The sequence below is a fragment of the Streptomyces sp. DT2A-34 genome (assembly GCF_030499515.1).
GTDB lineage: Bacteria > Actinomycetota > Actinomycetes > Streptomycetales > Streptomycetaceae > Streptomyces.
The window spans coordinates 2,948,642-2,969,668 of record NZ_JASTWJ010000001.1 but is presented as its reverse complement, the minus strand read 5'-3'; the positions used below and the strand labels follow the sequence as shown (position 1 = coordinate 2,969,668).

The window sequence follows — 21,027 nt, the reverse complement described above, 5'->3', positions numbered from 1 at the left end:
ATCTGCCGAACCGACGCTGAGAGGAACCTGAAGCCCCCTGAAAAGATCTTCAGCTTCGCTTTGCGAACCTTTACGCATGCGCCTGTTGATCGTGGAGGACGAGAAGCGGCTGGCCCTGTCGCTCGCCAAGGGCCTGACGGCCGAGGGATATGCCGTGGACGTCGTCCATGACGGCCGCGAGGGGTTGCACCGGGCCTCGGAGGGGTCGTACGACCTCGTGATCCTCGACATCATGCTGCCCGGCATGAACGGCTACCGCGTCTGCGCCGCCCTGCGCGCCGCCGGCCACGACGTGCCGATCCTGATGCTCACCGCCAAGGACGGCGAGTACGACGAGGCCGAGGGGCTGGACACCGGCGCCGACGACTACCTCACCAAGCCGTTCTCGTACGTCGTCCTCGTCGCCCGCGTCAAGGCACTGCTGCGGCGCGGCGGCCAGGGCGCCGGGGCCTCGCCCGTGCACGTCCACGGGGACCTCAAGGTCGACACCGCCGCGCGCCGCGTCTTCCTCGGTGATGACGAAGTGACCCTCACCGCCAAGGAGTTCGCCGTCCTGGAGCATCTCGTGGTGCGGGCCGGCGAGGTGGTGTCCAAGGCGGAGATCCTGGAGCACGTCTGGGACTTCGCGTACGAGGGCGATCCGAACATCGTCGAGGTGTACGTCAGCACCCTGCGGCGCAAGCTGCGCGCGGGGCTCATCCGGACGGTCCGGGGCGCCGGTTACCGGCTGGAGAGAGCGGAGGCCGCGCGATGAGAGGCCGCCTCTTCGGCTCGGTCCGGTCCCGGGCGACGCTGGCCGCCACCCTCGTCGTCGCGGTGGCGCTGGTCGCCGCCGGGACCGCCGTACTGCTGTCGCTCCGGTCCAACCTGGTCGGACAGGCCGGCACGGAGGCGGAACACACCGCACGGGCCGTCGCCACGGACATCGCGCTCACGAGGCCGGACCAGCCGCTGTCGGTGGACGTCGACGACCCCGTCCAGGTCGTCGACGAGAACAACAAGCTGCTCGCGGCCAGCGAGAACCTGGAACGGATCAGCGGCACGGGCACCGCGGCGGTGCGGCCACAGCCGCAGACCTCGCCCGGTGGGACCGACAGCGGTGAGGACTCCGAGGACGACGCGGACGACGACTCGGCCCTCGAATCCCTCGACCCGGGCGAGATCGGCGAGCACACCACCTTCACGAACGGCACCGCCACGCTCGACGGCGAGACCGACGACTACCGCTTCGCCAAGGTCCACGTGGAGGTCGAGGGCAGGGGCACGCTCACCGTGTACGCGGGCGCCCCGCTCTCCGCCGAACAGGGCGCCGTCAAGACGGCGCTGACCGTCATGCTGATCGGCTTCCCGCTGCTGCTGGGCGTCGTCGCGGCCGTCACCTGGCTGGTCACCCGGCGTGCCCTGCGCCCGGTCGAGGGCATCCGCGGCGAGATGGCCGCGATCACCGCCTCCGAGGACCTCGCGCGCCGCGTACCGGTGCCGGACACGCACGACGAGGTCGCCCACCTCGCGCTGACCACGAACGAGACGCTGGCCGCCCTGCAGACCTCGGTGGAACGCCAGCGCCGGTTCGTCGCCGACGTCTCGCACGAGCTGCGCAGCCCGATCGCGTCCCTGCGCACCCAGCTCGAAGTGGGCGCCGCGCACCCCGAGTTGCTCGACCTCGACGGCGCAGTGGAGGACACCGTACGGCTCCAGGGCCTGGCCGCCGACCTGCTGCTGCTCGCCCGCCTGGACGCGGGGGAGCGGCCCGGGGACACGCGGTTCGACCTGGGCGCGCTGGCCCGGGCGGAGGCGGAGGGGCGGGCCGGTGTGACGGTTCAGGCGCAGGTCGTTCAGGTGACCGGGTCGCGGGGGCAGGTCGGCCGGGTGCTCACCAACCTGCTGGACAACGCCCAGCGGCACACCCGCTCGGCGGTCACCGTGACCGTCCGGAAGGACGGGGAGTGGGCCGTCGTGGCCGTCGCGGACGACGGGGACGGGGTGGCCGAGGCCGACCGGGAGCGGATCTTCGAGAGGTTCGTACGGCTCGACGAGGCCCGCAGCCGCGACGACGGCGGCGCCGGGCTGGGTCTGGCCATCGCCCTCGACGTGGCCGTACGGCACGGTGGCACGCTCACCGTGGGCCGGGCGCCGGCGGGCGGAGCCCTGTTCGAACTCCGCCTGCCGCAGGCTCAGTAGGTGCCGGGCGGGTCCGCCCGGGTCACGGGCGCCCGCGCTGACCGCGCAGGTGCTCCGCGATCGGCTTGAGGGCCTTGTCGACCTCCGTCAGTGACTCGGGAGGCAGCAGGTCGATGAAGTGCCTCCGCACGGACGCCACATGATGCGGCGCGACCTTCTGCATCGTCTCCATGCCGTGCTCGGTGAGCACCGCGTAGAGCCCGCGGCGGTCGGACTCGCAGTTCTCACGCCGGACCAGGTTCGCGTTCTCCATCCGGGTGATCTGGTGGGAGAGGCGGCTCTTGGACTGGAGGGTGGCCGACGCGAGGTCGCTCATCCGCATCCGTACGTCGTCCGACTCGGAGAGATTCACCAGGATCTCGTAGTCGTTCATGGTCAGGCCGAACGGCTGCAGGTCCCTCTCGAGCTGGTACGTCAACAGCCTGTTGACCTCCAGGTGGGTGCGCCAGGCGCACTGCTCCGCATCGCTCAGCCAGCGGGTGGCCGTCTCGGTCTCCATAAATGAAGTCTACCTAAAATGTTGAAAGGCGAACTAGTGAGGGTTTTCTGTGACACACCTGTGTGCGCACACGTTCGATGTCACACTCCGCAGACTACCGCTCACAGCCCGAAGCGACGCTGGAGGTCTCCCAGCTGTCCGGGAAGGCGCGGTGTCCCGGCCGCTTGTGAAGGGCCCGTGTGCGTCCCGCCGGCACCCGGCACTCCGGGGTCCGGTGGAACCGCCCCTGTGGCCTGCTCGGTCATGAGGGTCTCGGTCGACTGGAGCAGTACGGTCCCGGCTCCGACGAACTCGAACTGATGCTCCTCTCCGGAGGCCCCGCCGAGGCCTGTCAGTGCACGTAGACCGCCCATCACGCCGGTCATGTAGCCATGGTCGTAGTGGTGGCACGGTGACGGGCAGTCGGCCCAGCCGACGAGTGCCTGCGGGTCCACCCGGATCGGGGGTTCCATGAACACCACCGGACCGTTAGATGCGGCCACGAACTTTCCGGTTCCGATCAGTGTCAGAAAACCCGGCACGATCGATTGCTTGAGCGCAAGACTTGGCTGAAAAGCGAGCAGGTTGCCCGAGCGAATGGTCAGGTTGCCGTCTTCGAGGTCGTACGAGTTCACGTCGAAGGCCCGGTCGGCCAGCAGCATCTTGCCCGAGCCCTCCGCGACGACCCAGTCGCTCGCGTGCAGAGGTGAATGAAAGGACGTGCGGACAAGTCGGTCGAGTCGGCCGTGCCCGACGCCGTTGAACTCCATCGAGCCGTAGTAGGCGATCATCTTCCCCTTCTGCAGGAACCACTGGCTCCCCTTGAGCTCCACGCAGAAGGTGTAGGCGTCGACGTTGTCGTCGGAGGGCAGCGTCACAGGGTCGTACACGGTCGGACCCGCGCCCGGATACTGGCTCACAGCTTCTCCTCCGACGCCTGGACGTACACCGCACCGCTCCCACTGAGCTCCAGCTGGAAGGCCTCGCCGGAGCCGCGGCCCACCATGTCGCGCCAGCCGAGCGCGGTGGACAGCTTGTTGCGTACGTCGCCGTGGTGGGCCACATACGCCTGGGGGTCGACATGGACGGGCCGCTGCGGGGTGATCGGAATCTCGAAGACACCACCGTGCGCCATGACGGCCACGGCCCCATGCCCCTTGAGGGTCGTGGTGAACAGCCCCTGCCCGCTGATCTGCCCCCGCACCATGCCCATGACGCCGCCCTGCGAGCCGAGGAACATCGTGCCCTGCTGGAGGGTGCCCTCGAAGGCGAGGAGACGGTCCGCCTCGACGCACAGGGTGTCGCCGGAGAGGTTGATCACCTGGACGTGATGGCCGCCGTGCCCGAAGAGCACGGTGCCGCTGCCCTCGACGGTCATCAGCGGGGTGTCCTCGTCGGCCACCCGGCGCCCGATCATCGACATGATCCCGCCCTGGCCACCGCCCATGTTGGGTGTGAAGGACACCTCGCCCTTGTAGGCGAGCATCGCACCCCGCTGACTGAACAGCCGCTGCCCGGGCACGACCACGGCCTCGACCATCCTGGAGTTGATCTCACGGAAGCCCATGTCACACGTCCCCCGCGATCGTGTTCCGCTCGCTCGGCTGTACGTACACCAGCCCGTCCCCCTCGAACCGGATCTGGAAGGCATCGCCACCGCCCTCACCCATCAGAGTGCGGAAGGTCACACCGGACTGGAAGGACTGCCGCAGATTCCCCTGATGGGCCACATAGGCCCCCGGATCGACGGTCAACGGATACTGCGAGCTGACCCGCAGCACCACCGCCGGCCCGTCCGACATGATCGCCGCCTGTCCGTGCCCCTCGACGGTGGTCGTGAACAGCCCATTGCCCTGCGAGGCACCGCGCATCCCCGTAAAGCTGGTCCCGGTCCGCAGCCCCGCGTCGGTCGCGAGCAGATTGCTCGACTCCACATACAGCTTGTCCCCCTGGAGACTCACCAGGTTGATCTCCGAGGCCCGGTCCGCGAACCAGCACGTCCCGTGCCCTTTCACCTCCATCACCGTCATCTGCTCACCGGTGAGCCGCCGGGTCACCATGCCCCGGATGCCCTCCCCGCCACCGCTCATCTTCTTGAAGGCCATCTGCCCGTCGTACGCGACCATCGAGCCGTTCTTCGCCTTCACGGCGTCCCCGGTCATGTCGACGGCGAGCACCTTGCTGCCCTGAAGTCGGAACATCGCCACGCAGCGAAAGGTAGCCCGCGGCGCCATCCGCCAAAAGGTCCTGAAGGTGGACATCACCCCTGACGGCACCCCGAGCCACACTCACTCCCGGCGTTTGCCACAATGGGCGAGCATTTGTGCTTGCGTTCACAAGCTGATCCGAGCCGACCCACGTCTCTCCCGCCGAACCCACCGAAGGTGACCCGTGGACATCAAGACCGCCACCGCCCTCCGCCGCCTCCGTCTCGTCTCGGGCCCCGAGGCGGTGTCGTTCCTGCTCCTGCTCGTCTGCTCGGTGCTGAAGCGGACCACCGACTTCAACGCGGTGCCAGTGATGGGCATGGTCCATGGCGTCCTCTTCATCCTGTACGTGATCTTCTGGGCGGACGCCTGGAACCGCACCAAGTGGTCCCTGAAGACCGCGGCCCTCTACTTCGTCCTCTCCGTCCTGCCGACCGGCGGCTTCTTCGCCGAGCGCAAGCTCAAGCGCGAGGCCGAGGACGCGGTCATCGCCGCCCGCGCCCGCAGGGAAGGCAAGGTCAACGCATGATCGTCGCCTTCTCCGTGACCCCGCTCGGCGTCGGCGAGGACGTGGGGGAGTACGTAGCCGACGCCGTCCGGGTGGTCCGCGAGTCCGGCCTGCCCAACCGCACCGACGCGATGTTCACCTCCATCGAGGGCGAGTGGGACGAGGTCATGGACGTCGTCAAGCGCGCCGTGGCCGCCGTAGAGACACGGGCACCGCGCGTCTCACTGGTCCTCAAGGCCGACATCCGCCCCGGCGTGACCGACGGCCTCACCTCCAAGGTGGAGACGGTGGAACGCCACCTGGCCGACTAAGCGCTCCGCTTGAAGTGCCGCGATGTGTCGTCGGTCGTCTGCGGCGCCATCGCGGCTGGTCGCGCAGTTCCCCGCGCCCCTTTGGGGCGCTGCCGAACCGCAGCGGACTTCGCCCGACCTGCTTAGCCGCCGCCGTACCCAAGTCCCCGTCCCGAACGGGGCTTCGACACGCGCCCTCCAGACGGATGGCCCCCGCGGTGCCGCACCCGCGTACGGCGGCGAGGGGACGCGTCGGGGGGTGTCCGCCCGCAGAGTCCGGTGTCAAGAAACGGCACCTCTAGCGCAAGGCCCACCACCGGACCGAGGACGGACACCCCCCGACGCGGCCCCGCCCCACCCCCCACCCGCAGGCGCTACGCGCACCCCCATCCGGCCCAGCGGGCCGCCGCAGGCATGGACGCGCACCCACCGCGCACCCACCGCGCACCCACCGCGCACCCACCGCGCACCCACCGCGCACCCACCGCGCACCCACCGCGCACCCACCGCGCACCCACCGCGCCCCCCAACCCGCGCCCCGGCGACGGCACATACCGCACCCCCCGACCCCCCTGACACGGCGTCGGCACCCAGCGAGCACACCCTCCCGGCCAGTTCCCTCAATTGGCCCGCGCGGCTCGCGGTCCCCGTGGCCCTGACCCACGATGAAGGCTCAGGGCCGAAACCCGCGTTCGCGCAGGTGAACACGGACGGCCGCCGCTTGCTCCCGCGAAGGAAGGGTCCGCCGGATGACCACTTCGCCCTATACATCCCAGTCGGCATTCGACGGTTCCAGGATGCGCGTCATCCTGCTCGTCGATCTCCACGAAGGCGCCCAGCAAGAGTTCCTCGACGCGTACGAGCACATGCGTGACCGAGTCGCGTCGGTTCCCGGTCACCTCGGCGACCAGTTGTGCCAGTCCCTGGAGAACCCGTCCCAGTGGGTCATCACGAGCGAATGGGCCACCGCCCCGCCGTACCTCGCCTGGGTGAACAGTGAAGAGCATCTCGAGACGGTCAGGCCCCTGCAGAACTGCGTCCGTGAACTGCGTTCGATGCGTTACGGCGTCGTCCGTGAGACCGGCCGCGCCCGCCCGAACACCGGCGGACTCCAGACGGCCGTACGGGTGGGCGACGGTGTGACACGCCACGCCCTGACCTTCACCGTCAAGCCCGGCTCCGAGTCCAAGGTCACGGAGATCCTCGCCGGCTACGCGCCGCCCCAGGCCCGCGTCGACGACTCCACGCGGCTGCGCCGCACCACCCTGTTCCTCCACGGCAACCGGGTCGTCCGCACCGTCGAGGTGGAGGGCGACCTGATGGCCGCCCTGCGCCACGTCTCGCGTCAGCCCGAGGTACGGGCCGTCGAGGAGGCCCTCAACCCCCACCTGGAGCAGCACCGCGACCTGTCCGACCCGGAGTCCGCGCGGGCCTTCTTCGCCCGCGCCGCCATGCCGGCCGTCCACCATGTGGCACTTGGCGGCCCGGAACCGGACGGCCTCACGCGGCACGCCCTGTACTACCCGGCCCGCCCGGGCTGCGGGATGGCGCTGGCCCGGCTGCTCTCCCGGCAGGACGAGACCGCGGCCGCCGACCCGGCCGGCCCCGTGCACCGCAGCACCGTCTTCCAGCGGGAGGACATCGTCGTCCGCCTCGTCGACGTACGCGGTGACCCCGAGACCGATCCGGTCAGGGTGCTCGGCATCCACGGCCCGCGCAAGGCCGCCGTGCTGGCCCGTCTGCTCGACAGTGACGCACTCGGCGTGGCGGGACCGCCCACGGGCGAGCGGGAGGCCACCCGCCTCCTGACGCACGCCGACATGGCGCTGATCACCGACCGCAGGGCCGCGCAGCCCTGACGGCGCAGCGCAGGGACCCACACCCCACCGACCGACCTGGAGACAGACCATGGAGAAGATGCGCCCGCGCGTCGTGGACGTGAACGAGATCGAGCCCAACCGCAAGCGTGGTGGCGACCTGCGCACCCTGCTCACCCCTGTCACGGTGGGTGCCACGAGCGGGTTCATGGGCCTCGCCATCATGCGGCCCGGCGAACGCATCAGCGAGCACTACCACCCGTACTCCGAGGAGTTCGTGTACGTCGTCGAAGGGCAGGCTGGAGGTCGACCTGGACGGAGAAACGTTTTCCCTCCGTGCCGACCAGGGCCTCATGATCCCCATCGACATGCGGCACCGCTTCCGCAACGTCGGTGACGAGGAAGCCCGGATGGTCTTCCACCTGAGCCCGCTGGCCCCGAAGCCGAGCCTCGGCCACGTCGACACGGAGGCCCCGGAGATCAGCGACGACCTCAAGCCGTACCCGCTCGTCCAGGAGGAGAGCGGACGGCCCGACCGACGCGGAGTCCTCTCGTGACCCGGCGGGTGGCGGTCACCGGCATAGGCGTGGTCGCTCCGGGAGGCATAGGGGTGCCCGCGTTCTGGGACCTCCTCGCGAGCGGCCGTACCGCGACACGAGGCATCACCCTGTTCGACCCCGAGGGACTGCGGTCCCGCATAGCCGCCGAGTGCGACTTCGACCCGCTCGCCCACGGACTCGAACCCGAACTGGTCGAACGCGCCGACCGGTACATACAGTTTGCCCTCGTCGCCGCGACGGAGGCCGTGACCGACAGCGGAGTCGACTTCGGCACGGAGGACCCCTGGCGCGTGGCCGTGTCCCTGGGCAGCGCGGTGGGCGGCACGACCCGGCTGGAGCAGGACTACGTCCTGGTCAGCGAAGGCGGGCAGCGCTGGGACGTCGACCATCGCGCGGCGAACCCGTACCTGCACCGCGCCTTCTCGCCCAGCACACTGGCGTCGGACGTCGCGGAACGGTTCGGCGCCCAGGGGCCCGTGCAGACCGTCTCCACCGGCTGCACCTCCGGGCTCGACGCCGTGGGCTACGCCTTCCACACCATCGAGGAGGGCCGCGCCGACCTCTGCATCACCGGGGCGTCGGACTCCCCGATCTCCCCGATCACCATGGCCTGCTTCGACGCCATCAAGGCCACCTCACCCAACAACGACGACCCGGAGCACGCCTCCCGCCCCTTCGACGCCCACCGCGACGGATTCGTCATGGGCGAGGGCGCCGCCGTCCTCGTCCTGGAGGAACTGGAACACGCCCGCGCGCGCGGCGCGCACGTGTACTGCGAGATCGACGGCTACGCCACCTTCGGCAACGCCTACCACATGACCGGACTCACCAGTGAGGGACTGGAGATGGCCCGGGCCATCGACGCCGCGCTCGACCACGCGCGCGTGGACCCCACCGACATCGACTACGTCAACGCCCACGGCTCCGGTACCCGCCAGAACGACCGGCACGAGACCGCCGCGGTCAAGAAATCCCTCGGCTCCCACGCCTACGACACACCCATGAGCTCGATCAAGTCCATGGTGGGCCACTCGCTCGGGGCGATCGGCGCGATCGAGGTCGTCGCCTGTGTGCTCGCCCTGGCCCGGCAGGTGGTGCCGCCCACGGCGAACTACGAGACCCCGGACCCCGAGTGCGACCTGGACTACGTACCGCGCACCGCACGCCCGCGCAGGCTCGACCACGTGCTCTCCGTGGGCAGCGGCTTCGGCGGTTTCCAGTCCGCGGTGCTCCTCACGGGGCCGGGTGGGAGGACGAAATGAGTGGTAGTGGCATACGCCCCCGGCACACCGCCGTCACGGGGATCGGCGTGGTCGCCCCCAACGGCCTGCACGCCGACACCTACTGGAAGTCCGTCAAGGAGGGCGCGAGCGTCCTGGACCGCATCACCCGGGACGGCTGCGAGCACCTTCCGCTCCGCGTCGCCGGCGAGGTCCGCGGATTCGACGCCTCGGCGCTCATCGAGGAGACCTTCCTCGTCCAGACCGACAAGTTCACCCACTTCGCCCTGGCCGCCGCCGATGCCGCCCTGCAGGACGCGGGGCTGAGCAGCACCGCCGCCGACTCCCCGTACTCCGTCGGCGTGGTCACCGCGGCCGGCTCCGGCGGCGGCGAGTTCGGCCAGCGGGAACTGCAGAAGCTGTGGGGACAGGGATCCCGGTTCGTCGGGCCCTACCAGTCCATCGCCTGGTTCTACGCGGCCAGCACCGGCCAGATATCCATCCGCAGCGGCTTCAAGGGCCCCTGCGGGGTGGTGGCCAGCGACGAGGCGGGCGGCCTGGACGCCGTCGCGCACGCCGCGCGGGCCGTGGACCGGGGCACGGACGTGGTCGTGGTCGGGGCGGCCGAGGCGCCGCTCGCCCCCTACTCGGGGGTCTGCCAGCTCGGTTACCCCGAGCTCAGCACCGTCGAGGACCCGGCCCGCGCCTACCGTCCCTTCACCCCGGCGGCCTGCGGGTTCGTGCCCGCGGAGGGCGGTGCCGTGCTGATCGTGGAGGACCTGGAGCGGGCACAGCGGCGTGCCGCGGTCGTCCGGGCCGTCGTGGCGGGACACTCCGCCACCTTCACCGGCGCCTCGCACTGGGAGCAGTCACGGGAGGGGCTCGCGCACGCCATCCGCGGCGCCCTCGACGAGGCCGGCTGCGCACCGGAGGAGATCGACGTGGTCTTCGCCGACGCGCTGGGCGTCCCGGAGGCGGACCGCGCCGAGGCCCTCGCCCTCGCCGACGCCCTGGGCCCGCACGGCACCAGGGTGCCCGTCACGGCCCCCAAGACCGGCATCGGGCGGTCCTACTGCGGGGCACCCCTGCTGGACATCGTGGCCGCGGTGCAGGCCATGGAGCACGGGCAGATACCGCCGACCCCGAACGTCTTCGACGTCTGCCACGACATCGACCTGGTGACCGCCACCGCACGCCCGGCTGAGCTCCGCACGGCCCTGGTCCTCAGCCGGGGACTCATGGGCTCCAACGCGGCGCTCGTGCTACGCCGCGGCCCCGGATCCGCCGCCTGAGCGCTCCGCTGGAGGCGCAGAGACGACCCTGCGGCTCGGTGGGGGCTGGTCGCGCCGTTCCCCGCGCCCCTTGCGGGGCGCGGTCCGCACCGGACTTCACCAGGGCCGCGCAGAACCCTCCGCACCCGTACAACAAGGAGAACGCGCATGACCACTGAAGTGACCCAAGTGACCGTAGAGGAACTGGCCGCGCTGATGAAGCAGGCCGCCGGCGTGACCGTCGACCCGCAGGACCTCGCGAGCCGGGCGGACTCCACCTTCGCCGAGTTCGGGCTGGACTCGCTCGGCCTCCTCGGCATCGTGGGCGAGCTGGAGAACCGGCACGGCGTGGCGCTGCCCACCGACGCGGAGCGCTGCAAGAGCCCCCGCGCCTTCCTCGACCTCGTCAACGGCGCACTCACGACGGGAGCCTGAGGTGGCCGGACACACGGAGAACGAGATCACCATCGCCGCACCCGTCGACCTCGTCTGGGACATGACGAACGACCTGGACAAATGGCCCCAGTTGTTCAGCGAGTACGCCTCCTGCGAGGTGCTGTCCCGCGAGGGCGACACGGTGGCCTTCCGCCTGACCATGCACCCCGACGAGAACGGCAAGGTGTGGAGCTGGGTCTCGGAACGGGTCGCCGACCGCGAGAAGCTCATCGTCCGTGCCCGCAGGGTCGAAACCGGGCCCTTCGAGTACATGAACATCGTCTGGGAGTACGAGGAGACCCCCGACGGCACCCGGATGCACTGGACGCAGGACTTCGCCATGAAGCCCGACGCCCCGGTCGACGACGCCGGGATGACCGACATCATCAACCGCAACTCGCCCATCCAGATGGCCCTCATCCGCGACCGCATCGAGGAGGTCTCGTGCACCACGCCCTGATCGTCGCCCGGATGGCCCCGCAGTCGGCACCGGACATCGCCGACGTCTTCGCGGCCTCCGACAGCGGCGAACTCCCGCACCTCGTCGGTGTGACCCAGCGCTCCCTCTTCCAGTTCGGCGATGTGTACATGCACTTCATCGAGGCCGAGCAGGACCCGGGCCCCGCCATCGCGAAGGTGGCCGGACACCCCGAGTTCGTCGACATCAGCAGGAGGCTCGAAGCCTTCGTCAGCCCGTACGACCCGCAGACCTGGCGGAGTCCGAAGGACGCGATGGCGCGGCGCTTCTACCACTGGCGGAGGGACTGAACGACGTACGAACGCCGCCGCCCGCGCTGAACCAGGCGCGGGCGGCGGCGTTCCGGTGACAGTCGGTCACAGGCGCGCGTAGTCGGTCACTGACGCGCGAGCCCCGGCATCAGCCGAAGCGCGTTCTCCCGGTTGATGCCCTCGAGTTGCTCCTCCGACAGGAACGGGTCGCTGTCCAGAGCGGGCGCCACGCTGTCGGTGATGACATGCGCGGGGGTGGGCGGCCAGTCCGTGCCGAAGAGGATGCGGCCGGGGTCCACCGTCGTCAGCAGGGTGGGCGTGGCCGAGGGGGACATGGGGCCCGCCGTGTCGAAGTAGAACCGGTGCAGGTAGTCACGGACCCGGGCGGGCTCGATGGCGGGGGTGATGCGCCCGCCGAAGAGTTCGAGCCGGGTGGCCATGTAGGGGAGGAAGCCTCCCCCGTGCGGCAGGATGAAGCTGAGGTTCGGGTAGCGGTCCAGGGTGCCGTTCCTGATGAGGTTGATGGCCGCACGCGTGGTGTCCATGAGGAAGTCGCACACGAAGGGCGGCATTCCCGGCAGTCCCGCTCCGCCGTCCTTCCCGGCCGGTACGTCCATGGGGTGCGTGCTGATGACCGCGGACCGGTCGTTCAGCTCCCGCAGGAGGCGGTCGTGCGACTCGTCGCCGAGCACCACGCCGTCCATGCTCGTGCGCGTGCTCACCCCGATGGCTCCGAGCTCGTCGAGGCCGTAACTCAGGCTCCACGAGGAGAGCTCCAGGTCGTCGAGGAACACGGGCGTGAAGAAGGCGAAGCGCGCGGGGTGGCTCGCCACGACGTCGGCCGCCGCCCGCAGGGCGACACGTGCGCTCTCCTGGCGCTCCGCGCGCTCACGGAGCCGGCCGAGCATCGCGACGGTCATGACGGACGTACCGATGCCGTTCTTGTCCATGACCTCCAGTGCCGTGTCCAGGTCCCAGCGTGTCCACCAGGGCAGCTTCTCGCGGTTGACCACGCCTCGTTCCTCCGCCCAGTCCAGCCAGGCGGGGGCGGTGAAGTGGTGGTGGACGTCGACGCGTCCGGCAAGGGTCATAACAACGTCCTAGGGGTGGGTCGTTCAGTGGGTGTCAGGCACAGTGCGGTCAATCAGGTGCGGTCAGTCGGGGTGCGGTCGGTCACGGGGCAGCGGGGCTTCAGTCGCGGCAGAGCACGGACTGCAGCACCTTGGTCAGCACGCGATCGGCGTCCGGCATGGCGGCGTCCGCCCGCCAGGCGACGAAACCGTCGGGGCGTACGAGTACGGCACCGTCCTCGGCCGTGCCGTGCAGCTCCGCCCAGTCGGCGTCCGGGGCGGGGGCGAGGTCGTGGTCGGGGCCCGTGCCCACGAGGTACACGTCGACCGGGAGGCCCAGGTTCGAGGAGGCCTTCTCCGCCGCCGCCCGCCACTTCTGCCCGCCGGACCCGGCGAGCAGCACGAAGGAACGCTCGTACAGGTCGAGCGTGGAGATCCTGCCGCCCCCTCTCGTCACCCACATGTGCGGCGCCCGGCTCCCCGGCTCGCCGCCCAGCTGGAAGGCGTCGGGGACGATCGGCCGCTCCGCGGGGGCGTCCAGCACGGCAGGGGACGCGTACCGGTAGCACAGGGCGACGGTCATCAGGTCCGCCGGGTCGTTGTTGCGTCCCGCGGCGGGACTGAACCCCGGGTGCTGCTCGTCGGCCGCCTGGACGCACGCGCGCGTGCCCGTCGCGAGGGCGATGGGCCGTCGTTCACGCTCGTAGGTGTCGAGCAACGGCAGGCCCGCCCAGCCGCGGAGCACCGAGGCCAGTTTCCAGGCGAGGTTGTGGGCGTCCTGGATCCCGGTGTTGGAGCCGAACGCCCCGGTGGGCGGCATCTCGTGGACCGCGTCGCCGGCCAGGAAGACCCGGACCTCGCCGTAGCTGTCCGCGACCCGCTTCGACGCGTGCCAGGGCGCCTTGCCCGTGATCTCGACGTCGATGTCCGCGACGCCGACGGCAGCGCGGATGTGGGCCGCCAGCCTCTCGTCGGTGAAGTCCTCCAGCTCTTCGCCCCGGTCGGGAGACCAGGGCACGTGGATCACCCATCGCTCCTCGTTGTCCACCGGCAGCAGGGCACCTTCGCCCTGGGGGTTGGTGACATAGCAGACGACGAATCGTTTCTCTCCGACGTGGTTCCTCAGCGCCCTGCTGCGGAACGTGACGCTGACGTTGTGGAACAGCTCGCCCGGCCCCGACTGGCCGATCCCCAACTGGTTGCGGACGGGGCTGCGCGGGCCGTCGGCGGCCACCAGGAAGTCGGCGTTCACCGTGTACGTCTCACCGGTCTCCCGGTGCCTGATCCGGGCCTGCACCCCCTCGCCGTGCTGTGCGAAGGAGAGCATCTCCGAGTTGAAGCGGATGTCGGCGCCCTGCTCGGTGGCGTAGCTCAGCAGGACCGGCTCGAGATCGTTCTGACTGCACAGGCACCAGTCCGAGGAGCTGACCCGCGAGACGTCCATGCCCCCGGCGATGTCCCCGATGATCCAGCGGCGCTGCTTCCCGGTGAGGGTGTCCACCTGGAGAATGCCGTCGTTTCCGGCGAGCACGCGGGCCGCGTCCCGAATACGTGATTCGAGGCCCGCGGTCCGGTAGATCTCCATGGTGCGCACGTTGTTGCCGCGGCCACGCGGATGCGTCGATGTCGCGGCATGGCGCTCCACGAGCATGTGCTCGATGCCGAGGCGCCCCAGGAAAACCGAAGTGGAAAGACCCACCAGGGATCCGCCGACGATGAGAACTGGTACAGATTCCGCTTCGTGTCCGCTCACGTCGACGATGTTTACCAAGCCGGACTGCCACACACACGTCGTACGACGACCCGACCCGTATGGCGCAGTGCCGTTTGCGGCGTGGTGTCGCCCGGGAAACGGTGGCTCTGACCGACGGAGTCCGACCGCCGGAATCCAACCGCCGGAATTCACGCCTACCCCGGGGATCAGCCATGACGCAAGCGTTCGCATCCGAGGAATCCGAGGCACTGTCGTCCGAAGCGGCCGCGGCCGCGGCCTCGTCCTGCAGCCGGGAGTTCCGGGCCAACCCGCACCCCGTGTACGCGGCGCTCCGGGAGTCGGCGCCCGTGTGCCCGCTGTCGCCGCCGCACGGCGTCGAGACGTACCTCATCACGCGATACGACGACGCGCGTGCCGCCCTGGCCGACCCCCGGCTGAGCAAGGACATGTACGGCGCCATCGACGCCTACCACCGCATCTTCGGTGACTCGTCGATCGCGCTGGACGACAACATGCTCTTCTCCGACCCGCCGAAGCACACCAGGCTCAGGAGAATCGTCGGCAGCACTTTCACGCCGAAAAGGGTGGAATCGCTGCGTACCCGCGTGCAGGAGATCACCGATGATCTGCTGGACCAATGCCCGACGTCGGGTCCGGTGAACCTGCTCCCGGAGTTCTGCTTCCCGCTGCCGCTGCACGTCATCTGTGAACTCCTGGGCGTCCCGGAAAACGAACGCAAACAGGCTCAGGAATGGTCCGCCACCGTCGCGCAGACCGGTTTCGGACCGGAGGCGCGAAAGGCGCTGGAAATCGCCGAGGGAAACCTGCGCGGCTATCTCGCGGAGCTGTGCGCACGGAAGCGGACTGAGCCGGACGGAGGTCTGCTCAGCGCACTCGTCACGGCCCAGGACCAGGAGGGCTCGCTCACCGACCACGAACTCGTCTCGACGGCGTGGGTGCTCCTCTTCGCGGGCCACAAGTCGACGGCGTACCAGATCGGAAACGCCGTCTACCACTTGCTCAGCCGACCGGATCAGAAGGAACTGGCGCTCCGGGACGCGAGCGCCATGAACGCGGCGATCGAGGAGATCTTCCGGTTCGAGACCTCCGTGGAGAACTCCACCTTCCGTCACGCGACGGAAGACATCGTGATCCGTGACCAGCTCATCCCCAAGGGAGCGCTCGTCCAGATCTCGATCACCGGGGCCAACCGGGACCCGGAGATGTTCGCCGAGCCGAACGAGATGGACGTCCAGCGGCCGAACGTCCAGGCGACGCATCTCGCCTTCGGGTACGGCCCGCACTACTGCATCGGCGCGCCGCTGGCGCGGCTGGAGATGCAGACCGCCCTCACCTCGCTCTTCGGGCGATTCCCCGACATGGCCCTGGCCGTGGCGCCGGAGGACGCGCGCTGGCTGACCGTGCCGTTCCCCGCCTTCCGCGGGCTCGCGGAACTCCCGGTCGTCCTCGACCCGTCATGACGGGCGGCCCCTCGGCCCCGGAGCGGGTGCGGGTGATCCGACTGCTGCGCGTGCGCGCCGGGATGGAAGCGGACTTCGTGAAGTCCTACAAGGACGTACTCGCCAGGGCCGCGCGATTCCCCGGACACCTCGGCGAACAGTTGTGCCGTTCCCTGGACGATCCCGCGCAGTGGCTGCTCACCAGCGAGTGGGACAGCCCCGAAGCCGTCCAGCGGTGGCGCACCAACCCCGAGCACCGGACCCTGGTCGAGCCGATGAACGCCTGCCTGCACGACGACCGGTGGACGGCGGTCTTCCAGGTGAAGGAGACAGTGCCCGTCTGAGCGGCCGGACCGAAAGACGAGACGGGGCTGACCAGCATGTGACCGGCCGGTAAGGTCGGTCCCGTGCCGAAGCCGCTCAGTCTTCCCTTCGATCCCATCGCCCGCGCCGACGAACTCTGGAAGCAGCGCTGGGGCAACGTGCCGTCGATGGCGGCCATCACCTCGATCATGCGCGCGCACCAGATCCTGCTCGGCGAGGTGGACGCGGCGGTCAAGCCGTACGGACTGACGTTCGCGCGGTACGAGGCGCTGGTACTGCTCAACTTCTCCAAGGCCGGCGAGCTGCCGATGTCCAAGATCGGCGAGCGGCTGATGGTCCATCCCACGTCCGTGACGAACACCGTCGACCGGCTGGTCAAGTCGGGTCTGGTCGACAAGCGCCCCAACCCCAACGACGGGCGCGGCACGCTCGCCTCCATCACCGACAAGGGCCGCGAGGTCGTCGAGGCGGCCACCCGTGACCTGATGGCCATGGACTTCGGGCTCGGGGTGTACGACGCCGAGGAGTGCGCGGAGATCTTCGCCATGCTGCGCCCGCTGCGGGTGGCGGCGCACGACTTCGAAGAGGGCTGACCTCCGGAAAGGCGACCCGGGGCCCGGGGCAAGATCTCCCGGAACGGGTGGTTACGCTCGTACGCATGAAGAAGAGCGTCCTGACCCGCTACCGGGTGATGGCTTACGTCACCGCCGTCATGCTGCTCGTGCTGTGCACCTGCATGGTGTTCAAGTACGGCTTCGACATGGGCGAGGACGTCACCTTCGCCGTCTCCCAGGTCCACGGCTTCCTCTACATCATCTATCTGGTTTTCGCCTTCGACCTCGGCTCCAAGGCCAAGTGGTCGTTCGGCAAGCTGCTGTGGGTGCTGCTCTCCGGGACGATTCCCTTCGCGGCCTTCTTCGTCGAGCGCAAGGTCACCCGCCAGGTCGAACCCCTGGTCAGCGAGCCGGTCCCGGCTGTCGCCAAGGCCTGACGAAGCCTGACGCAACCGCCGTACGGACGCGTACGGCGGTTCTGCCATCGACATTTACTTGGACGTCCTAGTAAATTCGAGGGTATGGACGCTGACGCCATCGAGGAGGGCCGCCGTCGCTGGCAGGCCCGGTACGACGCCGCGCGCAAGCGCACGGCGGCAACCGGGGCGGAGCCCCGAAATTGGACACGCACCACGCTCTCCGGGGACCCCGTGGAGCCGGTGTACGGACCCCGGCCCGGGGACAGGTACGAGGGCTTCGAGCGGATCGGCTGGCCCGGGGAGTACCCCTACACCCGCGGGCTGTATCCGACCGGCTACCGAGGGCGGACGTGGACCATCCGGCAGTTCGCCGGGTTCGGGAACGCCGAGCAGACCAACGAGCGCTACAAGATGATCCTCGGCAACGGCGGCGGCGGTCTCTCGGTCGCCTTCGACATGCCGACGCTCATGGGCCGCGACTCCGACGACCCGCGCTCGCTCGGCGAGGTCGGGCACTGCGGTGTGGCCATCGACTCGGCCGCCGACATGGAGGTCCTGTTCAAGGACATCCCGCTGGGCGACGTGACGACGTCCATGACCATCAGCGGTCCGGCCGTCCCCGTCTTCTGCATGTACCTGGTGGCGGCGGAGCGGCAGGGCGTCGACCCGTCCGTGCTCAACGGCACCCTCCAGACCGACATCTTCAAGGAGTACATCGCCCAGAAGGAGTGGCTCTTCCAGCCCGAGCCGCACCTGCGCCTCATCGGCGACCTCATGGAGTACTGCGCGGCCGGCATCCCCGCCTACAAGCCGCTGTCCGTCTCCGGCTACCACATCCGCGAGGCCGGATCGACGGCCGCGCAGGAGCTGGCGTACACGCTGGCGGACGGCTTCGGGTACGTCGAACTGGGCCTGTCGCGCGGACTGGACGTCGACGTCTTCGCCCCCGGCCTGTCCTTCTTCTTCGACGCGCACGTCGACTTCTTCGAGGAGATCGCCAAGTTCCGGGCCGCGCGCAGGATCTGGGCGCGCTGGATGCGGGACGTGTACGGGGCGCGGAGCGAGAAGGCGCAGTGGCTGCGCTTCCACACGCAGACCGCCGGCGTCTCGCTGACCGCGCAGCAGCCGTACAACAACGTGGTGCGTACGGCCGTGGAGGCGCTGGCGGCCGTGCTCGGCGGGACCAACTCGCTGCACACCAACGCCCTCGACGAGACCCTCGCGCTCCCCTCCGAGCAGGCCGCCGAGATCGCCCTGCGCACGCAGCAGGTCCTCATGGAGGAGACCGGGGTCGCCAACGTGGCCGATCCGCTGGGTGGTTCGTGGTACGTCGAGCAGCTGACCGACCGGATCGAGGCCGACGCCGAGAAGATCTTCGAGCAGATAAAGGAGCGGGGACTGCGGGCGCATCCCGACGGGCGGCACCCGATCGGGCCGGTCACGTCCGGGATCCTGCGCGGGATCGAGGACGGCTGGTTCACCGGGGAGATCGCCGAGTCGGCGTTCCGCTACCAGCAGGCGCTGGAGAAGGGTGACAAGAGGGTCGTGGGGGTCAACGCCCACACCGGTTCCGTCACCGGCGACCTGGAGATCCTGCGGGTGAGCCATGAGGTGGAGCGGGAGCAGGTGCGGGTGCTGGGTGCCCGCAAGGAGGTGCGGGACGACGGTGCCGTGCGGGCCGCGCTCGACGCGATGCTCGCCGCCGCGCGGGACGGCGGCAACATGATCGAGCCGATGCTGGACGCGGTCCGGGCCGAGGCGACCCTGGGCGAGATCTGCGGGGTGCTGCGCGAGGAGTGGGGGGTGTACACCGAGCCGGCGGGGTTCTGAGTGTGCTGGGTGTGCTGAGCTAAGAGGCTCTGGTGAGGCCCAGGAGCAGGACGCGTGTGAAGCTGCGCACCCACTCCTCGTCCGCCGGCTCCGCGCTCACCAGGGTGCGGTGCACCACCGCGCCCGCCACCACGTCGAAGATCAGGTCCGCTGTGCGGGCGGCTTCCTCCGGATCGCTCTCCGGGGGGAGCTCGCCGCGTTTCTGGGCCCGGGAGCGGCCCTGGAGGACCAGGCGTTTCTGGCGGTCGACGATGGACCCGCGGATGCGCTCGCGCAGCGCCTCGTCCCGCGTCGACTCCGCCACCACCGCCATCAGTCCGCTCTTCGCCTCGGGGCGGGCCAGGATCGCCGCGAACTGCAGGACCACGCCCTCGATGTCGGCGGCGAGGCTCCCGCTGTCGGGGAGCTCCAGTTCGTCGAAGAGTTCCGCGACCGCGTCCACCACCAGCTCGTTCTTGCCGGACCAGCGGCGATAGAGGGTCGTCTTCGCAACCCCGGCGCGCGTTGCCACGTCTCCCAGGGTGAGCCTGGACCAGCCCACCTCGACCAGCGCCTCCCGCGTCGCGGCCAGGATCGCCGTGGCCGCGGCGGCGCTGCGCGGGCGGCCGAGGCGGGCGGCGGAGGTGCGGCTCTGCATCCCCTGACCATATCGCCGCGATATCCGGGGATTCTGTGAGGTCGTGAGGGAGATCACCGGGGTGTGGTGTTCCGAAGGCACTCGATGCCATTACGCTACGACTCGTAGCGAAAGCTTGCGATGGACGTACGCGAGCGACCGCACGCACGGCGTGGGTGGGGACCCGGCGTCGGAACAGCATCAGGGAACAGCATCAGGCCCGACCGGCTTTCACGGTGCTTTTCACGTGTGCGCGGGGTACAGGGGAGGATAGACGCATGCAGCCACGGAACATGTCCATGAGCGGAGTCGTCGACCTCGCCGCGGTGAAGGCGGCCCAGGAGGCCAAGGCGAAGGCGGAGCAGGCGCGTGCCGAGGCCGCCCGGCAGGGCGGGGGCACCGGCGCCGTATCGCCCGCCGATCTTGTTATTGATGTGGATGAGGCGGGATTCGAGCGGGACGTCCTCCAGCGGTCCGCCGAGGTGCCCGTCGTCATCGACTTCTGGGCCGAGTGGTGCCAGCCCTGCAAGCAGCTGAGCCCGGTACTGGAGCGGCTCGCCGTCGAGTACGACGGGCGGTTCCTCCTCGCCAAGATCGACGTCGACGCCAACCAGATGCTGATGCAGCAGTTCGGCGTACAGGGCATCCCCGCCGTCTTCGCCGTCGTCGCGGGTCAGGCGCTGCCGCTCTTCCAGGGGGCGGCCGACGAGACGCAGATCCGCCAGACGCTCGACCAACTCGTCACCGTCGCCGAGCAGAGGTTCGGCCTCACCGGCCTCACCGTAGACCCGGACGCCGAGCCCGGTGGCGCCCAGCCCGCTCCCACAGTGCCGTCCGGTCCGTACGACGCGCTGCTCGAGGCCGCCGTACAGGCGCTGGACGCGGGCGACTTGGGCGGTGCCGTCCAGGCGTACAAGAACGTACTGAGTGAGGACCCGGCGAACACGGAGGCCAAACTCGGGCTCGCCCAGGCCGAGTTGCTCCAGCGGGTGCAGGGCGCCGACCCCCAGCAGGTGCGCAAGGAGGCCGCCGAGAAGCCCACCGATGCGCGGGCGCAGATCGCCGCCGCGGACCTGGATCTGGTGGGCGGCCATGTCGAGGACGCGTTCGGCCGGCTGATCGAGACCGTGCAGCGCACGGTGGGCGACGACCGGGACACCGTACGACTTCGGCTGCTGGAGCTGTTCGAGGTCGTGGGCGGCGATGATCCACGCGTGGCGGCGGCGCGCAGGGCGTTGGCCCGCGCGTTGTTCTGACCGGCCTCGCATGCGGGGCGGCGGCCCCGTTCTGACCAGTCACTAAACGCGCAGGCACGTGTTGCCCGAGTGAAAGATCTGCCGACAG

Annotated in this window: 23 protein-coding genes and 1 pseudogene; 17 read left to right on the top strand and 7 right to left on the bottom strand. The window is 69.8% G+C overall.

Annotated features, from left to right (window positions below; translation table 11 throughout):
- The first annotated feature begins 76 nt into the window (after positions 1-76).
- Together QQM39_RS12785 and QQM39_RS12780 are read left to right on the top strand one after the other, a co-directional pair.
- Positions 77-754, top strand: coding sequence for a response regulator transcription factor (locus tag QQM39_RS12785; RefSeq protein WP_301996829.1), 678 nt, complete (start codon positions 77-79; stop codon positions 752-754).
- Positions 751-2,181, top strand: a complete 1,431-nt coding sequence (locus QQM39_RS12780; protein ID WP_301996828.1) for a cell wall metabolism sensor histidine kinase WalK — start codon at positions 751-753, stop codon at positions 2,179-2,181. The genes QQM39_RS12785 and QQM39_RS12780 overlap by 4 nt, the downstream gene beginning before the upstream one ends.
- A 22-nt stretch (positions 2,182-2,203) precedes the next feature.
- Here the strand turns inward: QQM39_RS12780 and QQM39_RS12775 are convergent, their stop codons facing one another.
- The 4 genes from QQM39_RS12775 to QQM39_RS12760 all read right to left on the bottom strand — a co-directional run bounded on the left by QQM39_RS12775 (position 2,204) and on the right by QQM39_RS12760 (position 4,860).
- Positions 2,204-2,680 (bottom strand): MarR family winged helix-turn-helix transcriptional regulator, encoded by a 477-nt coding sequence (locus QQM39_RS12775; RefSeq protein ID WP_301996827.1) that lies wholly within the window; start codon positions 2,678-2,680, stop codon positions 2,204-2,206.
- A gap of 101 nt (positions 2,681-2,781) precedes the next feature.
- Positions 2,782-3,579, bottom strand: coding sequence for an AIM24 family protein (locus QQM39_RS12770; protein ID WP_301996826.1), 798 nt, complete (start codon positions 3,577-3,579; stop codon positions 2,782-2,784).
- The gene (locus QQM39_RS12765) at positions 3,576-4,226 is read right to left on the bottom strand and encodes an AIM24 family protein (protein ID WP_301996825.1); all 651 of its coding nucleotides are present in this window, start codon (positions 4,224-4,226) and stop codon (positions 3,576-3,578) included. Before QQM39_RS12765 ends, QQM39_RS12770 begins: the two co-directional genes overlap by 4 nt.
- Position 4,227: 1 nt before the next feature.
- On the bottom strand, positions 4,228-4,860 hold the full coding sequence (locus tag QQM39_RS12760) for an AIM24 family protein (RefSeq protein WP_302003566.1): 633 nt from the start codon (positions 4,858-4,860) through the stop codon (positions 4,228-4,230).
- Between the two features lie 190 nt (positions 4,861-5,050).
- On the opposite strand from QQM39_RS12760, the gene QQM39_RS12755 reads away from it, so the two are divergent.
- The 9 genes and pseudogenes from QQM39_RS12755 (at position 5,051) to QQM39_RS12715 (ending at position 11,735) form a co-directional block, all read left to right on the top strand.
- Positions 5,051-5,395, top strand: coding sequence for a DUF3817 domain-containing protein (locus tag QQM39_RS12755; protein WP_301996824.1), 345 nt, complete (start codon positions 5,051-5,053; stop codon positions 5,393-5,395).
- Positions 5,392-5,685, top strand: coding sequence for an MTH1187 family thiamine-binding protein (locus QQM39_RS12750; RefSeq protein ID WP_301996822.1), 294 nt, complete (start codon positions 5,392-5,394; stop codon positions 5,683-5,685). The genes QQM39_RS12755 and QQM39_RS12750 overlap by 4 nt, the downstream gene beginning before the upstream one ends.
- A 728-nt stretch (positions 5,686-6,413) precedes the next feature.
- A complete protein-coding gene (locus tag QQM39_RS12745; protein WP_301996821.1) occupies positions 6,414-7,523 on the top strand; it encodes a SchA/CurD-like domain-containing protein in 1,110 nt (369 codons plus the stop codon).
- A gap of 49 nt (positions 7,524-7,572) precedes the next feature.
- A pseudogene (locus tag QQM39_RS12740) lies at positions 7,573-8,038 on the top strand (cupin domain-containing protein).
- Entirely contained in the window at positions 8,035-9,303 is a 1,269-nt protein-coding gene (locus tag QQM39_RS12735; protein WP_301996820.1) for a beta-ketoacyl synthase, read from the top strand. The pseudogene QQM39_RS12740 and the gene QQM39_RS12735 overlap by 4 nt, the downstream one beginning before the upstream one ends.
- Positions 9,300-10,553, top strand: coding sequence for a ketosynthase chain-length factor (locus QQM39_RS12730; RefSeq protein WP_301996819.1), 1,254 nt, complete (start codon positions 9,300-9,302; stop codon positions 10,551-10,553). Before QQM39_RS12735 ends, QQM39_RS12730 begins: the two co-directional genes overlap by 4 nt.
- A gap of 147 nt (positions 10,554-10,700) precedes the next feature.
- Entirely contained in the window at positions 10,701-10,967 is a 267-nt protein-coding gene (locus QQM39_RS12725; protein ID WP_301996818.1) for an acyl carrier protein, read from the top strand.
- Between the two features lies 1 nt (position 10,968).
- Positions 10,969-11,427 carry an SRPBCC family protein gene (locus tag QQM39_RS12720; protein WP_301996817.1) on the top strand — a complete coding sequence of 153 codons (459 nt, stop codon included), beginning with the start codon at positions 10,969-10,971 and terminating at the stop codon, positions 11,425-11,427.
- Positions 11,412-11,735: a TcmI family type II polyketide cyclase gene (locus QQM39_RS12715; RefSeq protein WP_301996816.1), complete on the top strand. Its 324-nt coding sequence runs from the start codon at positions 11,412-11,414 to the stop codon at positions 11,733-11,735. Before QQM39_RS12720 ends, QQM39_RS12715 begins: the two co-directional genes overlap by 16 nt.
- A gap of 86 nt (positions 11,736-11,821) precedes the next feature.
- Here QQM39_RS12715 and QQM39_RS12710 read toward each other — a convergent pair whose 3' ends face one another.
- Positions 11,822-12,787, bottom strand: coding sequence for an amidohydrolase family protein (locus QQM39_RS12710; RefSeq protein WP_301996814.1), 966 nt, complete (start codon positions 12,785-12,787; stop codon positions 11,822-11,824).
- Positions 12,788-12,887: 100 nt separating this feature from the next.
- Complete coding sequence (locus tag QQM39_RS12705) at positions 12,888-14,519, bottom strand: FAD-dependent monooxygenase (RefSeq protein ID WP_301996813.1); 1,632 nt, start codon at positions 14,517-14,519, stop codon at positions 12,888-12,890.
- Between the two features lie 173 nt (positions 14,520-14,692).
- On the opposite strand from QQM39_RS12705, the gene QQM39_RS12700 reads away from it, so the two are divergent.
- The 5 genes from QQM39_RS12700 to QQM39_RS12680 all read left to right on the top strand — a co-directional run bounded on the left by QQM39_RS12700 (position 14,693) and on the right by QQM39_RS12680 (position 19,067).
- Positions 14,693-15,961 (top strand): cytochrome P450, encoded by a 1,269-nt coding sequence (locus tag QQM39_RS12700; RefSeq protein ID WP_301996812.1) that lies wholly within the window; start codon positions 14,693-14,695, stop codon positions 15,959-15,961.
- Positions 15,958-16,284, top strand: coding sequence for an antibiotic biosynthesis monooxygenase (locus QQM39_RS12695; RefSeq protein ID WP_301996810.1), 327 nt, complete (start codon positions 15,958-15,960; stop codon positions 16,282-16,284). The genes QQM39_RS12700 and QQM39_RS12695 overlap by 4 nt, the downstream gene beginning before the upstream one ends.
- 63 nt (positions 16,285-16,347) lie before the next feature.
- On the top strand, positions 16,348-16,857 hold the full coding sequence (locus tag QQM39_RS12690) for a MarR family winged helix-turn-helix transcriptional regulator (RefSeq protein ID WP_301996809.1): 510 nt from the start codon (positions 16,348-16,350) through the stop codon (positions 16,855-16,857).
- Between the two features lie 65 nt (positions 16,858-16,922).
- A complete protein-coding gene (locus QQM39_RS12685; protein WP_128434727.1) occupies positions 16,923-17,255 on the top strand; it encodes a DUF3817 domain-containing protein in 333 nt (110 codons plus the stop codon).
- Between the two features lie 84 nt (positions 17,256-17,339).
- Positions 17,340-19,067: a methylmalonyl-CoA mutase gene (locus QQM39_RS12680; RefSeq protein WP_301996806.1), complete on the top strand. Its 1,728-nt coding sequence runs from the start codon at positions 17,340-17,342 to the stop codon at positions 19,065-19,067.
- Positions 19,068-19,086: 19 nt separating this feature from the next.
- Here the strand turns inward: QQM39_RS12680 and QQM39_RS12675 are convergent, their stop codons facing one another.
- A complete protein-coding gene (locus QQM39_RS12675) occupies positions 19,087-19,704 on the bottom strand; it encodes a TetR/AcrR family transcriptional regulator (RefSeq protein ID WP_301996805.1) in 618 nt (205 codons plus the stop codon).
- Positions 19,705-19,961: 257 nt separating this feature from the next.
- Here QQM39_RS12675 and QQM39_RS12670 point away from each other — a divergent pair, with 257 nt between their 5' ends.
- The gene (locus QQM39_RS12670) at positions 19,962-20,939 is read left to right on the top strand and encodes a tetratricopeptide repeat protein (RefSeq protein WP_301996803.1); all 978 of its coding nucleotides are present in this window, start codon (positions 19,962-19,964) and stop codon (positions 20,937-20,939) included.
- Positions 20,940-21,027 lie beyond the last annotated feature (88 nt).